Raw genomic sequence first — 17,741 nt, 5'->3', positions numbered from 1 at the left:
TAAAGCAATAGAGAATTCCATTTAGCATTATTAATTTCAAAATTTATTCTTAATTAGATATTAACATTATCATCATTAAATGATGAGAATGTTCAATGGTGAGCATCTTAAATAGAATCAACTTAACTTAATGAATTTTAAAGATTATTAGATTTGACTTTTCTTACCGCTAATTATTATGATAATAAAAAAAGATTATTTTTAATACATCGATTTTTGATGATTTCCATCAGCACTCGTCAGCTTTATTGCGCGTTGGCTTTATTCGCATATTTCGCATATAAAGTATCGCTAATTTACTTGATATTGATCCAACTCAATGTTTTGATATATCAGAATTAGTTGCTGTTACATTTGAATAATACATGTGCAGAATAATAATAAATAAAAAGTATCTGAATACCCTAGATCATCCTTATATGATCAAAATAATTTTCAGTATCACTAGAAAATGATGAGCATGAAACAATAAATATCATTCTATCGTTCATAATGAGAACTATAATAGAAGACTGTTAGCCCCGACTGCTTTGATTCAGGAGAGGTAATGAAAGAAACGAAGGTATCCTCAACTCAAGCTCTGATCGTTGATCAACTCTTTGCCGGAAATTATCGTGACCCTTTCTCCTTCTTAGGTATGCATCAGCAAGGGAGAAAAACATATTTTCGAGTATTACTACCCAATGCTCAGCAAGTCACCGTCCTTGACAGGCTAACCGCCGCCCCTGTCATTCAATTATCACGCGTTGACCCACGTGGTTTTTTTGTTGGTAACGCAGCAGACTTAGATGCTAACTTTACCTATATCTTGCAGGTTGACTGGGGTGACTCGCAACAAATCATTGAAGACCCTTATCGTTTCGGCACATTACTCCATGACTCGAATACTCAAGGTTCTCCTCAAACGTGCTCATTTGAGGTATTAGGTGCACATATCAAGCAGTTGGATGATATCTTAGGTACCCATTTTTGTGTGTGGGCACCAAATGCGCAACGGGTTTCAGTGGTGGGTGAGTTTAATTTTTGGGATGGTCGTCGCTATCCAATGCGCTACCATCCAGAAAGCGGTATCTGGGAAATATTTCTTCCTGCTATCCATGCTGGTACTCACTATCAATATGAAATATTAGATGCAAAGGGGCAACTCCAATTAAAATCTGACCCTTATGCTTTTCGTAGCCAATTACGGCCAGATACCACATCCATCATTTCTCCACTGCCCAAAAAATCTATACCTACACCGCAACAAATTCAGGCGAACCAACGTAATGCCCCTATTTCAATCTATGAAGTTCACCTTGGCTCTTGGCGTCGCTCACATAATGGCACAACATGGTTAAGTTACAGTGAGTTAGCAGACACATTACTGCCTTATGTCAAAGAAATGGGGTTCACCCACCTAGAGATATTGCCCATTAGTGAACACCCTTTTGATGGCTCTTGGGGCTATCAGCCATTGGGGATTTATTCCCCTACCAGCCGCTTTGGTTCTCCTCAAGATTTAATTGATTTTATTGATAAAGCACACAAGCTCGGTATCAATGTTATTCTTGATTGGGTACCTGGCCATTTTCCTTCTGATAGCAGTGGACTCGCCAATTTTGATGGGACGCCACTTTATGAATACGCTGACCCAAAAGAAGGCAAACACCGTGACTGGAATACTCTGATCTACGACTACCGTAGCCGTGAAGTGCGTCAGTTTTTATCTGATAACGCGATATATTGGGTTGATCGCTTTGGTTTTGATGGCTTACGCGTCGATGCTGTTGCTTCCATGATTTATCGTGATTATAGCCGTCCTGACGGCGAATGGATTGCCAATGAATACGGAGGCAATATTAATCTCGAAGCCGTTAGCTTCTTACAAGAGACCAACGAGCGATTGCATAAAATCCAGCCTAATAGCCTCATGGCAGCTGAAGAGTCGACAGACTTTTCGGGCGTTACCTTGCCGCCATCCCTTGGTGGACTCGGTTTTAACTACAAATGGAATATGGGGTGGATGCATGACACCTTAAGTTATCTACAACTTGATCCACTCGCCCGAAAATATCATCATAACAAAATGACATTTAGTGTCATGTACGCATGGGCTGAAAACTACATACTCCCTTTATCCCATGATGAAGTGGTGCATGGCAAAGGATCGCTATTACGCAAAATGTCAGGTACGCCCGAACAGAAATTTGCCACCCTACGCGCCTATTATGGATTTATGTGGGCGCATCCTGGCAAAAAATTACTTTTTATGGGTGGGGAGATAGCCCAATGGCGCGAATGGGATCATGATAGTGAACTTGATTGGCACCTAATTGATATTCCAACTAGCCCACACTCTGGTGTGCAACGCTTGGTGAAGGTTCTCAATTTAATTTACCGTAATACGCCGGCACTTTACGATAATGATCACCATGAAAAAAGCTTTGAATGGGTGATCGTCGATGACGATGACAACGCCGTTTTTGCATTTATTCGCTATGCAGAAAATGGAGATCCACTGCTCGTGATCAGTCATTTTACACCTGTAACTCGCCCTCATTATCGTATCGGCGTCAAACAAGCGGGTCGATACCAAATTTTATTAAACACAAGCGAGCAACTCTATGGGGGGAAAGAAACCCAATCGACCTCCCACATTATGACCCAACCCATTAAGGCTCATGGTTATGATCATTCTATTGAATTAACACTCCCCCCTCTATCAACGCTATACCTGAGCCTACGGCCAACCACAAATCAATAAGGAGTAAAAATGAAAGTATTACATGTTTGTGCCGAGTTTTTCCCTTTATTAAAAACAGGTGGGTTGGCTGATGTTGTGGCCGCACTTCCGCCAGCTCAGCGACAGTATGGTGCAGATGCAAGGGTGTTAGTTCCAGGCTTTCCTGCCATCATCAATCAAGTGTCCGACAAACAGAAAGTCACCACACTCAATACATTTGCTGGTGAAATCACCTTATTTTATAGTCAATACCAAGGCACGCCACTGTATATTATTGAATCGCCGCATCTTTATCAGCGCGAAGGCAGCCCTTATCACGATGGTTATAATAATGCATATCAAGATAATTACCGTCGATTTGGTCTATTAGGCTTTGTTGCAGCAGAACTTGCGAGAGGCTGTGACCCCCTATGGCAAGCGGAAATTATCCATGCACATGATTGGCATGCCGCTCTTGCTTGTGCCTATCTCGCCGCGTACGGATACCCTGCTCGTTGTATGTTTACAATACATAATATTGCTTACCAAGGGCTATTTTCCCCTCATCATATCCATGAGCTTTGGTTACCCCCTGAGTTTTATAATGTTGAAGGAATGGAGTTTTTTGGTCAGCTCTCCTTTATGAAAGCCGGTCTATTTTATGCCAACCATACCAATGCCGTTAGCCCAACCTACGCCAAAGAAATTTTAAATCCACATTATGCTTATGGCCTAGATGGATTGCTAAATCGACTCAATCATGAACAACGTCTCAGCGGCATTCTCAATGGCATCGATACGGAAGTATGGTCACCTTCAAGTGATACATTCATTGCGCAAAAATACAGTGCACACAATTTAAAAAATAAGGTGAAAAATAAGCTTGCTTTACAGAAGTCTCTCGGTCTTGCGCAACAGACTGACAAGCCTATTTTTGCTGTTGTCAGCCGTATGACCCGCCAAAAAGGGTTAGATCTGATCCTTGATATTTTACCGGATCTACTGAGTTCAGGGAGTCAGTTTATTTTACTGGGTAACGGCGATCATGATCTTGAAAATGCCTATCGTCATGCACAATCGCAATATCCTGATCAGATCCGCAGCATCATTGGCTATGATGAACCGCTATCCCACCAAATCATTGCAGGTACAGATGTATTAATGGTGCCAAGTCGTTTTGAACCTTGTGGCCTGACTCAGCTCTATGCATTACGTTATGGCACTCTCCCCCTAGTACGTAATACCGGAGGCCTTGCTGATACCGTGACAGATTGTTCCTTAGAAGCTATCAAGCGCGGAGAAGCAACTGGTTTTGTGTTTAATGAAAGCCATGCCTCTGACCTCAAGGCCGCCGTTGATCGTGCACTTGCTTTATGGGATTCCCCAGCACAATGGCAGCAAGTACAACGAAACGCAATGGCTCGGGATGTGAGTTGGCAAAAGTCGGCTGAAACATATTTAGAAGTGTATCGCAGACTGCTAACCCAATGAGTGTTCAATGAGGTTTAAAGCCGCGATGCGGCTTTAAATTCTCACTACCCTGTCATTCCCCTGCATCTCGCCATTCAATCATGCGTTGCTGTTTACAATCAATTTGCTGATTTAATTTATATTAAAGAAAGCGGGCATGATTAAATGCCCGCTTGAAAGATTGAATGCATAAACGATTATTTATGCTTCGATATCAATACTCCAGTCACGGCCTTCCCAACCCTTAGCATCAAATCTACGTGTAAACTGGATCGTTTTTCCTGCTAATGCGCTGACATCTAATGCAACACCATATAGCCCTAAACCAAGTGGCTGGCTGCTTTGCTCTTTAATATTTTGCCAATGATCATAACCATAATGCAGAACAAATGGCTCTTGCGCTTCAATCCATAGCTCACGATCTGCGGGCACGGCCCCGCAAGACAAATTATCACGCCAATGACGTGCCCGTGGCGCTAGCGATTTTTGACCATAATGCTCACTCACCGAGTGCAACTGTTCAATAGGCACACCCGTTTTTTGCACGTAAATTAGTTTGATTAATTCCGCATGTGCCCAAATCAGTGGCATCGCACTACCACTCGGCCTGCCCGTTAATAACCCTCTTTCTGGAATACTTTCTTTATCCCAGATTTGTTCGGGCAACATACCGCCAGTACTGGCCGAGGCTAAGATCGCATTTAAATAAGGTTGAATATCTTGTTTACAGGCCGCGGCATAATGGCCTCGTTCACCACTGAGTAATGGCCATAGGCGACCTACACCACTTCCATCAAATGCGCGTCCATCCTCATGTTCACCATAACCATCTTCGTTATAACGATAATAATATGGACCTGCCGGCAAGTTCACGCATAACTGTTTATCCACCAGTTTGGTGGTATCTTGAATACGTTTATCTGACGCTTTACGTAGCCCTAAGCGCACTAAATAGAGATATTCCATCCCCAATAACGCACGCGTGTTAATTGTTTCATTATTACGGTTACGTAGCATCACATCGCCAAAGCGGGCTGAATGGCAATTCGGATTTAAACGGATATAGTGTCCTGAAATACCCAATTCATGGTCAAGTTCCGTATTAGAGACATAGACCCAAGATTCTAATCGCTCATTCCAATCATCAGCCAAATCAATAGCGTATTGCTTATCACCTTCCTCAAGGAAACCCGCTTTCGCTCCAGCCACCAATGCAGCAATCGAGACTGATAATGTGAAAGGGTTAATTCCTGAGTTCTCTTCCCAACGATCTTGTGGGCTAGCAGGTCCATATTGTGCGATAAAAGCGAGTGCCTTACGTGCCATATGCACCGCTGCCCCACGCATTTCGCCAAGTAAGCCTTGCTCATGTAATTTTGCGGCAAATAGTACCGGTAGTGCGACTTCATCCAGTTGAATCCCCTGCCAATAAGGGCGACCATCAGTAAAATTGTTCTGCATCCAATGCCCATCAGGCTGCTGAATGGCTATCAAATAAGCCAGTAAAGCTCGCACTTCCGTAATCAACCCACAAGCTAGCATCGCAAAGCCGACTTCAACCGAATCTCTCGGCCAAACAAGGTGATAACCCCCAGGGTCTTTATGGGTATCCCCCCATGGTGTACTTAAACTCGCCACCAGTGAGCCGGGAAAGGTTCTACCTTCGTGCGTCTTTAATACTACAACTGAGGTGCGCACAGCATCGGATAACTTTTTCGGTAATTTATCGAGTTCAGGAAAATTGACCGTTTCATTCCATTCAGCCCATAAATAAGCGTACTGGCGCTTTGCTTCCTGATAACCTGCGGCAAGAGAGCTATTTGCCAGAGTTATAGCTCCTTGTGCACTATCTGAAAAAGCTAATGCGAGTACTCCTGAGTTACGATTCAACTCTCCCAACATTGCGACATTACCAGGACCTGCCTGTTGATATTCCCAATGCATTCCACCGTTTTGGCTAAAATCTTGCCAGCCGTCAGAACTTCCCACATAACCCACACTGCCACGAGCAAAACCACTTTCAGCAGACAAAATAAGGTATTGTCCATTCTTCTGAGCCGCCAAACCCGCAGGAGTCACTGAAGCATAATTATTGTCGCCATCCCCTCCAAGATGTGGTGCTAAGAGTGGGTATAGCCGCAGTCCCTCACCTTCAAGGTGATAATGAATCAGCAATACATCTCGGGCTGGGTCAGTGATAATTTCCAGCTCAAGACGATAACGTTCATGTTGATGTACGATTTTCGGAATAGGTAAAGCAGATGATGGCGTGGTTAAGCTATATTGATGAACTCGCTTAACTTCTGACCAAAAATCATCCCCAGCAATAATAAACCCTAAATCTCGAATTTGCGGAGTACTACAAGAAGGCCAGTAGACTTCATTTAAAATCCCATACCCGACAGTAAACCACACACGCCCTTGTCCTATCGCAGTGCCTACCATATCTTTTGCACTACTCGTCCAAGTTGCGGTGCTACCGGGTGCCCCCGGTGCTTGCTGTGCTATCATTCGCGACTCTCCTGTTCAAAGAGTGAACGCCATTGATGCCCTGTACGCATAATTCGTGATTGCGTATCCGGCCCTTGAGTTCCCGCTTTATACAAATCAGGCATACCTTTCTGCCATGCTTTTAATGCAGGATCGATAATCCGCCACGCCCACTCAACCTCATCAAAACGCAAGAAATGCGCGCGTTCACCATGGAGCGCATCGATTAAAAGCTGCTCATAGGCGGACACCTCATATTGTCCAGGCTGTGTATAGGGTGCACTGAGGGTAATGCCATGTGTATTTAGATGCATACCCGGTAATTTCGCCGTCATATGCATATCCATCCCCATCGTCGGAGCTAATCTGAACACCAGCCAATTATTATCAACCTGAACATTTTCCGGTAATGCGCCTGCTGGCGCTTTAAATTGCACCGCAATTTCAGCGTAATTATTCGCAAGGCGTTTACCGCTACGCAAATAAAAAGGCACCCCTTTCCAGCGCCAGTTATCAATTTCAATTCGTAATGCGGCAAAAGTTTCAGTATTAGTGTCGACAGGTATACCCGGTTCATTGCAGTAGTCTGTTGCCGTTTCACCGTTCACTTGCCCAGCACAATATTGTCCTCGAACCGCCCAATCGTTCGCCTCCATATCATCCGTAGGCCTAACGGACTTGAGTACTTCAACCTTATGGTCACGTAGAATTTCACCATCCCAGCGGCCTAACGGTTCGATTGCAGTCAGGGTTAGTAGCTGCATAAGATGGTTTTGCAGCATGTCACGCATTGCCCCTGAATGATCGTAATAAACCGCACGGTTCTCTACACCAAGGGTTTCGGCATAGGTAATTTGTACCTGCTCAATATGTTCTGCATTCCAAACAGGGGCAAGGACACGATTTGCAAAGCGGAAGATCATTAAGTTTTGTGTCGCTTCTTTTCCCAAGAAATGGTCTATGCGATAGACCTGTGATTCATCCCAATAAGCATGAACTTGTTCACGCAATGCTTTTGCTGATTCGAGATCTGTGCCAAAGGGTTTTTCAATTAAGATACGACGCCAGTTATCGGGACTCTCTTTGGATAATCCTGCCTCACCTATCGCCTGTGCTGCTTGCCCAAATAAGGTAGGAGGCAATGCAAGATAAAACAGTGCCGATGGTGTCAATTTGCTCTCTAGCGCTTGCAAAGCCGATGCTTCAAGTGAACCACTGACAAAATCTAAGTGCTCACTGAATGATGTCCATTCGGCTTCATTAAAATCGGCAATAAATTCAGCCAGAGCGTTATGAATATGCTGTAAAAAAGCTTCGCGATCCCATTTATCAATTGAGTAACCAATAATATTGAGTTCAGGGATCAGGCCTAATCTATGCAAACGAAATAATGACGGCATTAATAAACGTTTGGTCAGATCACCACTTGCCCCCAATATTACCAATGAAAGACGACTCATTTATCTCCCCCCTGCTCTGCTGCTTTTTCTTTATGTCCTCCAAAAGCATGACGCATTGCCGACTGAACGCGATCTGCAAATAAATCATTATCACGAGAAGCAAAACGTGAATACAGAGCGCTTGTCAGGACTGGAGCAGGAACCCCTAAATCGATAGCTGCGGTTGATGTCCAACGGCCTTCTCCCGAATCAGAAACTCGTCCTGCATAATTCTCCAAGTCAGGGGATTGGTGCATCTCTTGTGCGATCAGATCAAGTAGCCAAGATCCAACCACACTACCGCGGCGCCATAATTCACTGATCTCGCCAACAGGTAATTGATATTGATAATATTCAGGGTGTTCCAGTGGCGCAGTTTCCGCATCCGCAGCAACAGGATTAAGCCCTTGATCTGCATGCTTAAGGATATTCAGTCCTTCCGCATAAGCCGCCATCAAACCATATTCAATACCATTGTGCACCATCTTAACAAAGTGACCGGCACCACTCGGGCCACAATGTAGGTAGCCTTGTTCTGCTGGTGACGGTTCGCCTTGGTGACCTTCAGTACGTGGTGCGGCATCGACGCCAGGCGCTAATGCACGAAAAACCGGTTCTAAATATTCATAATGCGCTTTTGGCCCACCAATCATCTGGCAATAACCACGTTCTTCTCCCCATACACCGCCACTGACACCAACATCCATATAGTGAATGCCGTCGGCTTTCAATGCATTAGCACGACGAATATCTTCAGTAAAATGGGAGTTTCCACCGTCAATCAGTGTGTCACCTTTTTCGAGTAACGGTTTTAACTGAGCAATGACCGTGTCGACAACCGCTGCGGGCAACATAAGCCAAATATGTCGGGGTGCCTGCATGTTTTTCACCAATTCCTCAAGTGAGTGGTTAAAAACAACGCTGTCGGGTAATTGCTGACGAATCGCTGCATTTTGATCATAAACAACACACGAAATACCGGCTTGTTGGATGCGACGCACCATCGCGGCCCCCATTCTGCCAAGCCCAATAAAACCTAATTGCAGTTGATTTACAGATGATTGACTCATAGGTTATTCCCCCAAATTCTGATTCCACCAAGAAAAGCTTTGTCGTTATCGCCACGCCGTACATGCTCAGGTAGTTCAGCAAACTGATGCACATTACCCCCACCGATCACAATGTAATCCGGCATAAAGGCTTGATAAAATAAATCCACTATCGTTAGCACACTCTGCCGCCATGTCTCATCCCCAACCGATTCACGATAGTGTTCGCTCACATAATATTCGTAGTCATGTTCTCGATAGGGTAAATGGGCAATTTCCATTGGCTGTAGCTGCTGATTAGCCACTAATGCACTGCCTAACCCAGTACCTAATCCTAAAAACAACATGCTGCCACCTTCATAGCTACCAACAGCTTGCATGGCAGCATCGTTAATCAGACGAATAGGGCACGGGAATGCATTCACTAAATTAAAATCAACCCAACCACGTCCTAAATTAACGGGTTCTTTGAGAATACGATTACCAGAGATAGGGGATGGAAAGCCAATGCTGACGCCATCAAATAAACGCGTATCAATGCATTGGTTGACATCATGAATAAATTGCTCTGGCGTCATAGTGTGACCAGAAACAAATTCAATAGCAGGGGTGTTAGGGGCGGTATACAGTTTGACATGTGTACCACCAACATCAATAACTAAAATTCGTTTGGTTGTGGGAACATCCGAAATTGTAATGACACAAGATGTTTTACTCGTTAAAGACATAGAAAGGTTTCTCCGCTTTGCCAACATAGGCAATGGATGTTGTATTACAGGAAACTCCCGAACCTAAATCGATAACCGCAAGCCGATCTAGGCGAACAACTGTCTTCCTTCTGGTGTTGAAATGACGGTGCCGAAATAGGTCCCCGTCAATAATCGATAACAAGATTACATTTTATTTTTTGTCGATAAAAAAAGTATACCTATAAATAGTTTTAATAAAAGTAAAAACGCTTTTAATTAAATAAAACTTAATTATCTTTTTATTTAATTATCATTAAATGACTACTTTTAGTCTTATTTTCAAATAATAAATCACTATTGATAGAATTTAAATAATCATATAAATACCGTCATTTTGCGCTCTTTGTTTTTTATTTTTCATCATCTATGATGATTAGGAAATGGAGATAAGCATTTATATCCAGATTAGAACCTTTTATGAAAAACTCATTCAATGATCGTTAATTATTAAGGTGAAATTATGAAAAAATATTTTATTGTCGGTATTATTGCTGCTTCATTAACGAGCCTTTCCGCCATGGCTGAAGAGAAGAAAAACGATACTAAGCCCCTAAACGAATGGACATGTGAAGAGTTTTTAGCGATCGATGATAACTTTTATCCAACCGCTGTCGGCTTTGGTGAGTTATTAACGAAAAAAGATAAAGTCGAAGATGCCGTGCTAGATGTTGATGGTATTCAAACCCTAACACCTCTCGTGATTGAGGCTTGTAAAAAAGAGACTAAGGCTAATTTTGTTGAGCAAGTTAAAAACGCTAAAAAATAAGTCTTCCTTGTTGGTTGCGTAGCCTTTTGGCTACGCAATACATTCACCATATCACACCCTTTTATGATGGATGTGATTTGGTTTTGCCTATTTCATCATGTTTCCTCATCAGCCAAAATTCACTCTCTTATCCGATGAATATGGCGTAACGCTGATAACGTCATCATTAAGGCAATCAAAACGCCCATTGCCGCAATTAAATAGATACCTCTATAACCCAACGTAGCGACTACCATTCCTGCAAGTGGTCCAGTCACACCGTAAGCAATATCTTGGAATGCAGAATACCCCCCTAATGCGGTACCTCGCATTTGTGGTGCAACAGCTTTAACCACTTCCGTGCCCACCGCGGGATAAATCAAGGAGCAGCCAGCACCTGTTAATGCCGCACCGAATAACGCGATGCCGTATACGGGAGCTAACCACAATGTTATCAGACCAATAAACTCAATTAATAACGAAATTAGCGCAATGCGATAACCATTGACTCTATCCGGTAATCCTCCCCAAAATACGCGCACCAACACAAAAGCACAGCCAAATGCACTCATCGCAAGGCCGGCGTTGCCCCACTGCTCTGACACAAAATAAAGCGAAATAAATGTACCAATCGCCGCAAAACCAATGCCTTTTAGCGCTAATATCATTCCCATTTTCCAGATCTTACGAATGACAGACCAGAAAGGAAGTAAGTTCCCCTGTAAAGGCGTAACAGAACGAACAGACCCATTAATTAGCCAAGAGATACAAGGTAACAGCATGACTATCACCCCCACTGCCATGAATCCATATTGCTGATAAATGATAAGCCCTAATGGCGCGCCAACCGCTAATGAACCATAAATAGCCATTCCGTTCCAAGACATGACTTTTCCAGCATTTTCTGCACCTGCAAGCCTCATTCCCCAAGTTAAGTTACCTGTTAAAAGCTGACTTTCACCTAGACCTAGCACTAAACGTCCAATAATGAGTAAGAGTAGTTGGTAGATTGACGAAACTGGCAACAATATGGCTAGCAGGCAAAATACCCCCGATATGCCACAGGCACTCATACCTTGGAGAGTCGTTCTTTTCGCACCTTTTTGATCGGCTAGACGCCCTGCATAACCTCTTGTCAACACCGTTGCTAAAAACTGCACACCGACCACAATCCCTACCCAGACATCGTTAAATCCGAGTTCTTGATGAACGAAAAGCGGAATAACCGTTAAAGGTAAACCGATGGTCATATAAGAAAAAAACATGGAGATAGAAATTCGAAGCAGTGGTATTGGCGAATTTGGCGCGGACGTCGACATCATTAAAGGTTATCCATATTCACAACATCATGTTTATCTCTGACATTAAGTGAGCAAATTAATAATGTCAATTGAGTTTATTTTGGTATTTTGCGTTAGCGTTAATTTGAGATCCTTATAAATAACCAATTGAAATTTATTATTTTTATTTATAAATAAAGTCACTCTTTTAATTCTATTATCATTAACCTATTCACCATTGTGTAAATACTCAATAACACTGAGGTTACTCTTTATTTATCATTTTACTTCATACCTGTTAATAAACTTTTAATTTTATAGAATCCGCCAATCTCATATTTATTTCTTGTCTATTTCAGTGGTAACATCAGTATAGTTTATGATTATCACTCTCATTTGCATTTGTATTTTACTAGGGGATTTTATGTCTATTCACTGCCACTACACACGTCTAGCAGCCGCGGTTATTGCCGCCATCTCATCTTTTAATGCGCTCGCTCAAGAAGACTCAGATAAAATGATTGTTTCTGCATCTGGTTACTCACAACAGTTACGCGATGCCCCTGCAAGTATTACGGTTATCTCAAAAGAACAACTCCAGAACAAACCGGTACGCGACTTAGCTGATGCAGTTAAAGATGTAGAAGGTGTCAGTATTGTCGGTAGTGCCAATAAGCAAGATATCAATATTCGTGGTTTACCCGGCGAATATACTTTAATACTGGTAGATGGACGCCGTCAAAATAGCCGTGAATCACGCCCAAATGGTAGTGGTGGTTTTGAAGCCGGTTTTATGCCACCAGTGGAAGCGATTGAACGTATTGAAGTGATTCGAGGTCCGATGTCCTCTCTATATGGCTCAGATGCAATGGGTGGCGTTATCAATATCATTACCAAAAAAGTCACTAATGAGTGGCATGGTAATGTCGCCATTGGTGGTATTTTGCAAGAAAACAGCGAAAGCGGCGATTCGACTGATGGCAATTTTTACCTATCAGGGCCGCTGGTCAAAGATAAATTAGGCTTACAACTGTACGGAGGTGGTGACTATCGTCAAGAAGACAAGATTACCGACGGCCATAACAAACGTGATAATCGTAGTCTCACCGCCAAACTAACGTTTACTCCTCTGGATAACCAAACCTTTTTGCTTGAGGCGGGTAGAACCACCCAAGAACGTGACTCGACACCGGGTAAATCACTTGCCGAATATACAATGCGTGGTGAGTCAAAACAGAAAAATACTAAAACAGAGCTCCACAATAACCGAAATCACTTTGCTTTAACCTATAAAGGGGATTGGGATCTCGTTAACACCGAATTAAGTGTTTACCAAGAACAAACTAAACGCCATACCAAGTCAGAAGTCAAAGATAGCGCGGGTGATTACCATTTTGTCTATGAAGCTCGTGTGCCTGAAATCACCAATACTGTTGTCGATGGAAAAGTGGTCGCTTTCCTTCCTGATAATATCATGACTGTCGGTGGACAATTCCAACATGCTAAATTAAAAGACACTTCGGCAACAGGAAAAAAAACAACGGAAGATACGACGCTCAGTGCTGACCAATATGCCTTCTTTATTGAAGATGAGTTTACGGCAACAGAAAACCTTATCCTGACTGGCGGGTTACGATTAGACCATCATGAATTTTATGGTAACCACTGGAATCCTCGTGGTTATGCTATCTATTATCTCACTGACGAAATCACCATTAAAGGTGGCGTATCACAAGCCTTCCGTGCCCCAACACTACGTGAAGTGAGCCCAAACTATGGAACATCAACCGAAAAAGGGGAAGGGATTATTTATGGTAATAAAGACCTGAAACCAGAAAAAAGCCTGAGTGAAGAGATCAGCATTGCCTATGACCACGAGTCAGGTTTCAATGCGAGCCTTACGCTCTTTAATACTGATTTTAAAAATAAACTCACCAGTTACTACACAGGTGAACCGGATCCAATTACAGGTCTAAAACTCTACACTTATGACAACGTAGGTAAAGCCAATATCAAAGGTGTCGAAGTCGCGACAGGTATTCCTCTAGCAGAAGATTGGAAACTTAGCTTAAACTACACTTATGTTGATTCAGAGCGTAAAAGTGATGATGAAAAGCTAAGCAATGGCATATCTTTGAAAGGCTATCCATTGGATAAGACACCAAAACACACCGCTAATGCCAAACTCGATTGGCAATATAGTGAAGACTTGAATCTATACACTCGTGCACATTATGAAGGTAAGCAAATCTGGGCGGCACAGCGTAATGGCTATACGGCACCGCGCTACCGTAGCGGCTACACTACAATGGATGTAGGCATGACTTATCAGTTACTTAAAAATACCAAGCTCAATTTAGCCGTATTGAATATCGCTAATGAAAAAGGTCCTAAGATTGACACAAATGGTGGCAACTGGGATGTTGAAGATGGACGCCGTTACTGGGCCAACGTCAATGTGAGCTTTTAATTTATTTTAACTATTTTAGGTGGATATCTAGCAAGTTTTCTCCGTCATTTGAGTGCGAGTTGGCGAAGAGCCAAAAAGACAATCAATTAAAGAATATCCTTGCTCGGTATCCGCTTTCATCAATGTTGTTTTCACAAACTATGCTAAATAAATTAATTATTTCGAGTTTATTACTCTCAATCAGCTTAATAACACCCGCCGCTGCTCGTCCATCGCAAAAGATCCCCGAGTTAGATGAGCAAGTGAGTCAGTTTTATGCAGTTCAGCATCATGACATGACCAACGAAAATTCGGCTAACGAAAAGCGTCGCTATCGAATTTTTAGCGCAGTTCCTCATTCCGCTGGAACAACAAGGCCTATTTTGTATATGCTTGATGGTAATGGATTATTTCCGTTAGCTGTGAATCGCGCAATCCAAACACTCCCAGCGGATAAATTGCCTATTATTATTGGTATCGGTTACCCAACCGATGAGGCTTTTCCCAAGAAATTACGCGACTACGATTATACTCCCCGCGTTTCCGGTGATGCGTTTACACACGGCGGAGGCGCCGATGAACTGTATCAGTTCCTCGATCAACAAATTCGTCCTTGGGCTGAGCAAAACTTCACTTTTGATAAACAAAGACAAACGCTATTTGGTCACTCCTTCGGTGGACTATTTACTTTGATGGCTTATCAAAATCACCCGACAGCGTTTCAATCCTTTGTGTCAGCCAGCCCCTCATTATGGTGGGGAAAAGGTGAAATGATAAATAGGGATAAACTGACCCAAGAACACAATGCAGCGCCTTTATTTATTACCTTGGGGGGTTTAGAGGAGAAACCTGATTTATCACGCCTTAGTGAAGAGCAGATTAAACATTATCAATCCCGTTCTAGTTGGATTACTGCACGCCAATTGTGCGCTGAAATTGCAAACCACGGGCGCCATTGTCAGTTTTCTCTCTACCCAGACAAAACGCATGGTAGCGTGATCCCTGATGCGATTTATAAAGCGTTACTCGTTGCGACGGAATAAATTCTAGCACCGCATAACGGACTTAGTGGCTAATGGGTTTAAGCAGATCACTGTATAGCTTGGCCAAGATACCATTGGCCGTGAATTCTTTACGGATCCATTGTGTCACTAATCCTGTTGCAGAGTGTTGGGTCGCGAGTAACATATGCGAATCTTGTCTTGGATTTTGAATCTGTTTGATAACCAATAGGCCATTTTTAACGTGTTCTTTAACCATATAATCAGGTAAAAAACCAATCCCTTCCCCCTAATATCTGACACTGGCATTTCGTATTAAAATCGGGTACCTGAATAGCCTCTTGACCATGCAGCAGCCAACCAACCCGTTTATTGATAGTGAGTGCGGTATCTTCAACCATAATATTTGGATATAAACGTAGCTGACTTTCTGCGATAGGTTCAGGCATCAATGCTAATGGATGAGTCGCAGAGATCGCAAATTGCCAGTGGATAGCCCCAATTTCAGTGTAATCAATTCCCCCACCATCCATTAGTGTGCCTGGTGCGCCAATCGCAATATCCGACAAATTGTTAATAATGGCATCCCATACGCCGTTATACACCTCAGTCGTGACTGTAATTTGGCAAGTTGGAAACTGTTTTTTAAGGATTTGCAGCAGCTTCGCCGTATGATAAGGCGTATACAGCAGCTGATTAATACAGATCCGTACACGCGCTTCAATCCCCTGTTCAATGGAATAAATACTCTTCTTAATAAGATGAAAGTTATTCAATAAATCAGTTGCTTTACGGTAAAAATAATAGCCTGCTTCGGTTAACTCAATATTACGCGTATCCCGGATAAACAACACAACATCTAAATAGGTTTCGATACGTTTTATCGTATAACTGACGGCGGAGGTGGTTATTCCTAACTCTTCTGCTGCTTTACTAAAGCTCGCATATTTAGCTGCTGTCGTGTAAGTCAGTAAGTTTTCTTCGGTAAATATAGAGTTCATACTGGTGTCCAAAATAGGCTTAAAATCAATCAAAATAAAAAGTTATAATCAAAATACTTCGCATTACAGTTAAGCAACAAAAGATGGATAGCTTACGGTTGATAACTGGTGTGTGTGAGCATCCGCAACAATAACGTAACTTGAAGTATGACGAATATATGTGAATTATATTTAATAACCCGTAATTTTAGGTTATTTATCAAGCATTTTTTCAAGGTTAACAGAAATCGGCATACATACCGAGCGATAAAAAATTTTTGCTTTTTTGGCAAAAACCGATGTAATACGAAACCAACTATTTATAACCAAAATAGCTAATCTTATTGAAATGAATAATAAAAAATTCTATTAACAATCTCGCTGATCTCGATCAACTCTTTTACATTGTTAACAGTTTAAAAACTTTTAATTTGAGTTATATCACAAAATTGATCAAATCCTTTTTTCCCCTTCTCATTAGCAAACAAAATTTCATTATATTGCTTATTTTTTATCCAAAAACACGGCAAAAGCGACAAAAAATCATGCTATCACGCACAAAAAATCGTTATTGTTGATTTAAAATCAACAATAAAAGTAGCTATTGATGAATTAATTTTAAATGGATTCTATTTATCTCACCTGCTTGCTATGCTTAATTCATCATAAATATGCCCATGACGCTTCATTTACTTGGGTCACATTTAAATATTGTCTTTATCTATTTCGTTATTTGATGCTGAAATCAAATAATTTAATAAGGGGAAAAACATGACATTAGAGCAAGAGTTTTTATCCGCAGCAGAACAAGGCAACCTAGATTTATTAAAAAACTGCCTGAAAAAGGGCGTTGATATCAATACAACCAACCGCCAAGGCCGTACTGCTATTGTGAATGCAAGTCTCAATAAACATTATGAGTGTGTGACTTTCCTGATTAATGCAGGTGCAGATATTAATAAACAAGACCAAACATGTTTTAATCCTTTTTTATTAAGTTGCTTAAATAATGATTTAACATTACTACGCATCGTACTCCCCGCTAAGCCAAACCTTGATTTATTGACTCGCTTTGGTGGTGTGGGCATCACGCCTGCAAGCGAAAAAGGCCATGTCGACATTGTGCGAGAATTGCTCGAAAAAACAGATATTAATGTTAACCACACAAACTTTGTCGGTTGGACACCACTACTGGAAGCGATCGTGCTGAATGATGGCGGTGAAAAACAGCAGCAGATTGTCAAAATTTTGCTAGAGCACGGTGCCAACCCGCATATGACCGACAAATACGGTAAAAAACCATTAGAGTTAGCGCGCGAAAAAGGCTATCACGAAATTGCTGAATTACTGATAGCAGCCGGTGCATAGTGCATTACAAGGAGGCT

At 42.1% G+C, this 17,741-nt stretch carries 11 protein-coding genes and 1 pseudogene; 6 read left to right on the top strand and 6 right to left on the bottom strand.

Annotated elements, in window-relative coordinates:
* Nucleotides 1-547: 547 nt before the first annotated feature.
* Nucleotides 548-2,746, top strand: coding sequence for a 1,4-alpha-glucan branching protein GlgB (gene glgB, locus M1F03_RS00970; protein WP_251464885.1), 2,199 nt, complete (start codon nt 548-550; stop codon nt 2,744-2,746).
* Nucleotides 2,747-2,755: 9 nt separating this feature from the next.
* The gene (glgA, locus tag M1F03_RS00965) at nt 2,756-4,195 is read left to right on the top strand and encodes a glycogen synthase GlgA (protein ID WP_251464884.1); all 1,440 of its coding nucleotides are present in this window, start codon (nt 2,756-2,758) and stop codon (nt 4,193-4,195) included.
* A 180-nt stretch (nt 4,196-4,375) separates the two neighbouring features.
* Here glgA and M1F03_RS00960 read toward each other — a convergent pair whose 3' ends face one another.
* The 4 genes from M1F03_RS00960 to M1F03_RS00945 are packed head-to-tail and all read right to left on the bottom strand — an operon-like array spanning nt 4,376 to nt 9,880.
* Nucleotides 4,376-6,685: a glycoside hydrolase family 15 protein gene (locus M1F03_RS00960; protein WP_247047708.1), complete on the bottom strand. Its 2,310-nt coding sequence runs from the start codon at nt 6,683-6,685 to the stop codon at nt 4,376-4,378.
* Entirely contained in the window at nt 6,682-8,124 is a 1,443-nt protein-coding gene (gene zwf, locus M1F03_RS00955) for a glucose-6-phosphate dehydrogenase (protein ID WP_154622637.1), read from the bottom strand. Before zwf ends, M1F03_RS00960 begins: the two co-directional genes overlap by 4 nt.
* Nucleotides 8,121-9,173 carry a phosphogluconate dehydrogenase (NAD(+)-dependent, decarboxylating) gene (gene gnd, locus M1F03_RS00950; RefSeq protein ID WP_251464883.1) on the bottom strand — a complete coding sequence of 351 codons (1,053 nt, stop codon included), beginning with the start codon at nt 9,171-9,173 and terminating at the stop codon, nt 8,121-8,123. Before gnd ends, zwf begins: the two co-directional genes overlap by 4 nt.
* On the bottom strand, nt 9,170-9,880 hold the full coding sequence (locus tag M1F03_RS00945) for an ROK family protein (RefSeq protein ID WP_154622635.1): 711 nt from the start codon (nt 9,878-9,880) through the stop codon (nt 9,170-9,172). The genes gnd and M1F03_RS00945 overlap by 4 nt, the downstream gene beginning before the upstream one ends.
* A 481-nt stretch (nt 9,881-10,361) precedes the next feature.
* Between M1F03_RS00945 and hdeA the strand changes: the two genes are divergently transcribed.
* Nucleotides 10,362-10,667 (top strand): acid-activated periplasmic chaperone HdeA, encoded by a 306-nt coding sequence (gene hdeA / locus M1F03_RS00940; RefSeq protein ID WP_154623420.1) that lies wholly within the window; start codon nt 10,362-10,364, stop codon nt 10,665-10,667.
* Between the two features lie 119 nt (nt 10,668-10,786).
* Here hdeA and M1F03_RS00935 read toward each other — a convergent pair whose 3' ends face one another.
* Nucleotides 10,787-11,965: an MFS transporter gene (locus M1F03_RS00935; protein ID WP_196713954.1), complete on the bottom strand. Its 1,179-nt coding sequence runs from the start codon at nt 11,963-11,965 to the stop codon at nt 10,787-10,789.
* A gap of 385 nt (nt 11,966-12,350) precedes the next feature.
* Between M1F03_RS00935 and M1F03_RS00930 the strand changes: the two genes are divergently transcribed.
* Both M1F03_RS00930 and M1F03_RS00925 read left to right on the top strand, forming a co-directional pair.
* Complete coding sequence (locus tag M1F03_RS00930; RefSeq protein ID WP_251464882.1) at nt 12,351-14,396, top strand: TonB-dependent receptor domain-containing protein; 2,046 nt, start codon at nt 12,351-12,353, stop codon at nt 14,394-14,396.
* Between the two features lie 59 nt (nt 14,397-14,455).
* A complete protein-coding gene (locus M1F03_RS00925; RefSeq protein WP_251464881.1) occupies nt 14,456-15,418 on the top strand; it encodes an alpha/beta hydrolase in 963 nt (320 codons plus the stop codon).
* Nucleotides 15,419-15,440: 22 nt separating this feature from the next.
* Here M1F03_RS00925 and M1F03_RS00920 read toward each other — a convergent pair.
* Nucleotides 15,441-16,377 (bottom strand): annotated as a pseudogene (locus tag M1F03_RS00920) (LysR substrate-binding domain-containing protein).
* 750 nt (nt 16,378-17,127) lie between these two features.
* On the opposite strand from M1F03_RS00920, the gene M1F03_RS00915 reads away from it, so the two are divergent.
* Entirely contained in the window at nt 17,128-17,724 is a 597-nt protein-coding gene (locus tag M1F03_RS00915) for an ankyrin repeat domain-containing protein (protein WP_251464880.1), read from the top strand.
* The last annotated feature ends 17 nt before the right edge of the window (nt 17,725-17,741 follow it).

It is taken from the genome of Providencia sp. PROV080 (assembly GCF_033688105.1).
Taxonomy (GTDB): domain Bacteria; phylum Pseudomonadota; class Gammaproteobacteria; order Enterobacterales; family Enterobacteriaceae; genus Providencia; species Providencia zhejiangensis.
The sequence above is the reverse complement of the archived record's forward strand: the minus strand, read 5'-3'. Positions and strand labels throughout refer to the sequence as shown.

Excerpts from the sequence above, each read along its gene's own strand:
- glgB (WP_251464885.1), top strand. The coding sequence starts at position 548 with ATGAAAGAAACGAAGGTATCCTCAACTCAAGCTCTGATCGTTGATCAA.
- glgA (WP_251464884.1), top strand. The coding sequence starts at position 2,756 with ATGAAAGTATTACATGTTTGTGCCGAGTTTTTCCCTTTATTAAAAACA.
- M1F03_RS00960 (WP_247047708.1), bottom strand. The coding sequence starts at position 6,685 with ATGATAGCACAGCAAGCACCGGGGGCACCCGGTAGCACCGCAACTTGG.
- zwf (WP_154622637.1), bottom strand. The coding sequence starts at position 8,124 with ATGAGTCGTCTTTCATTGGTAATATTGGGGGCAAGTGGTGATCTGACC.
- gnd (WP_251464883.1), bottom strand. The coding sequence starts at position 9,173 with ATGAGTCAATCATCTGTAAATCAACTGCAATTAGGTTTTATTGGGCTT.
- M1F03_RS00945 (WP_154622635.1), bottom strand. The coding sequence starts at position 9,880 with ATGTCTTTAACGAGTAAAACATCTTGTGTCATTACAATTTCGGATGTT.
- hdeA (WP_154623420.1), top strand. The coding sequence starts at position 10,362 with ATGAAAAAATATTTTATTGTCGGTATTATTGCTGCTTCATTAACGAGC.
- M1F03_RS00935 (WP_196713954.1), bottom strand. The coding sequence starts at position 11,965 with ATGTCGACGTCCGCGCCAAATTCGCCAATACCACTGCTTCGAATTTCT.
- M1F03_RS00930 (WP_251464882.1), top strand. The coding sequence starts at position 12,351 with ATGTCTATTCACTGCCACTACACACGTCTAGCAGCCGCGGTTATTGCC.
- M1F03_RS00915 (WP_251464880.1), top strand. The coding sequence starts at position 17,128 with ATGACATTAGAGCAAGAGTTTTTATCCGCAGCAGAACAAGGCAACCTA.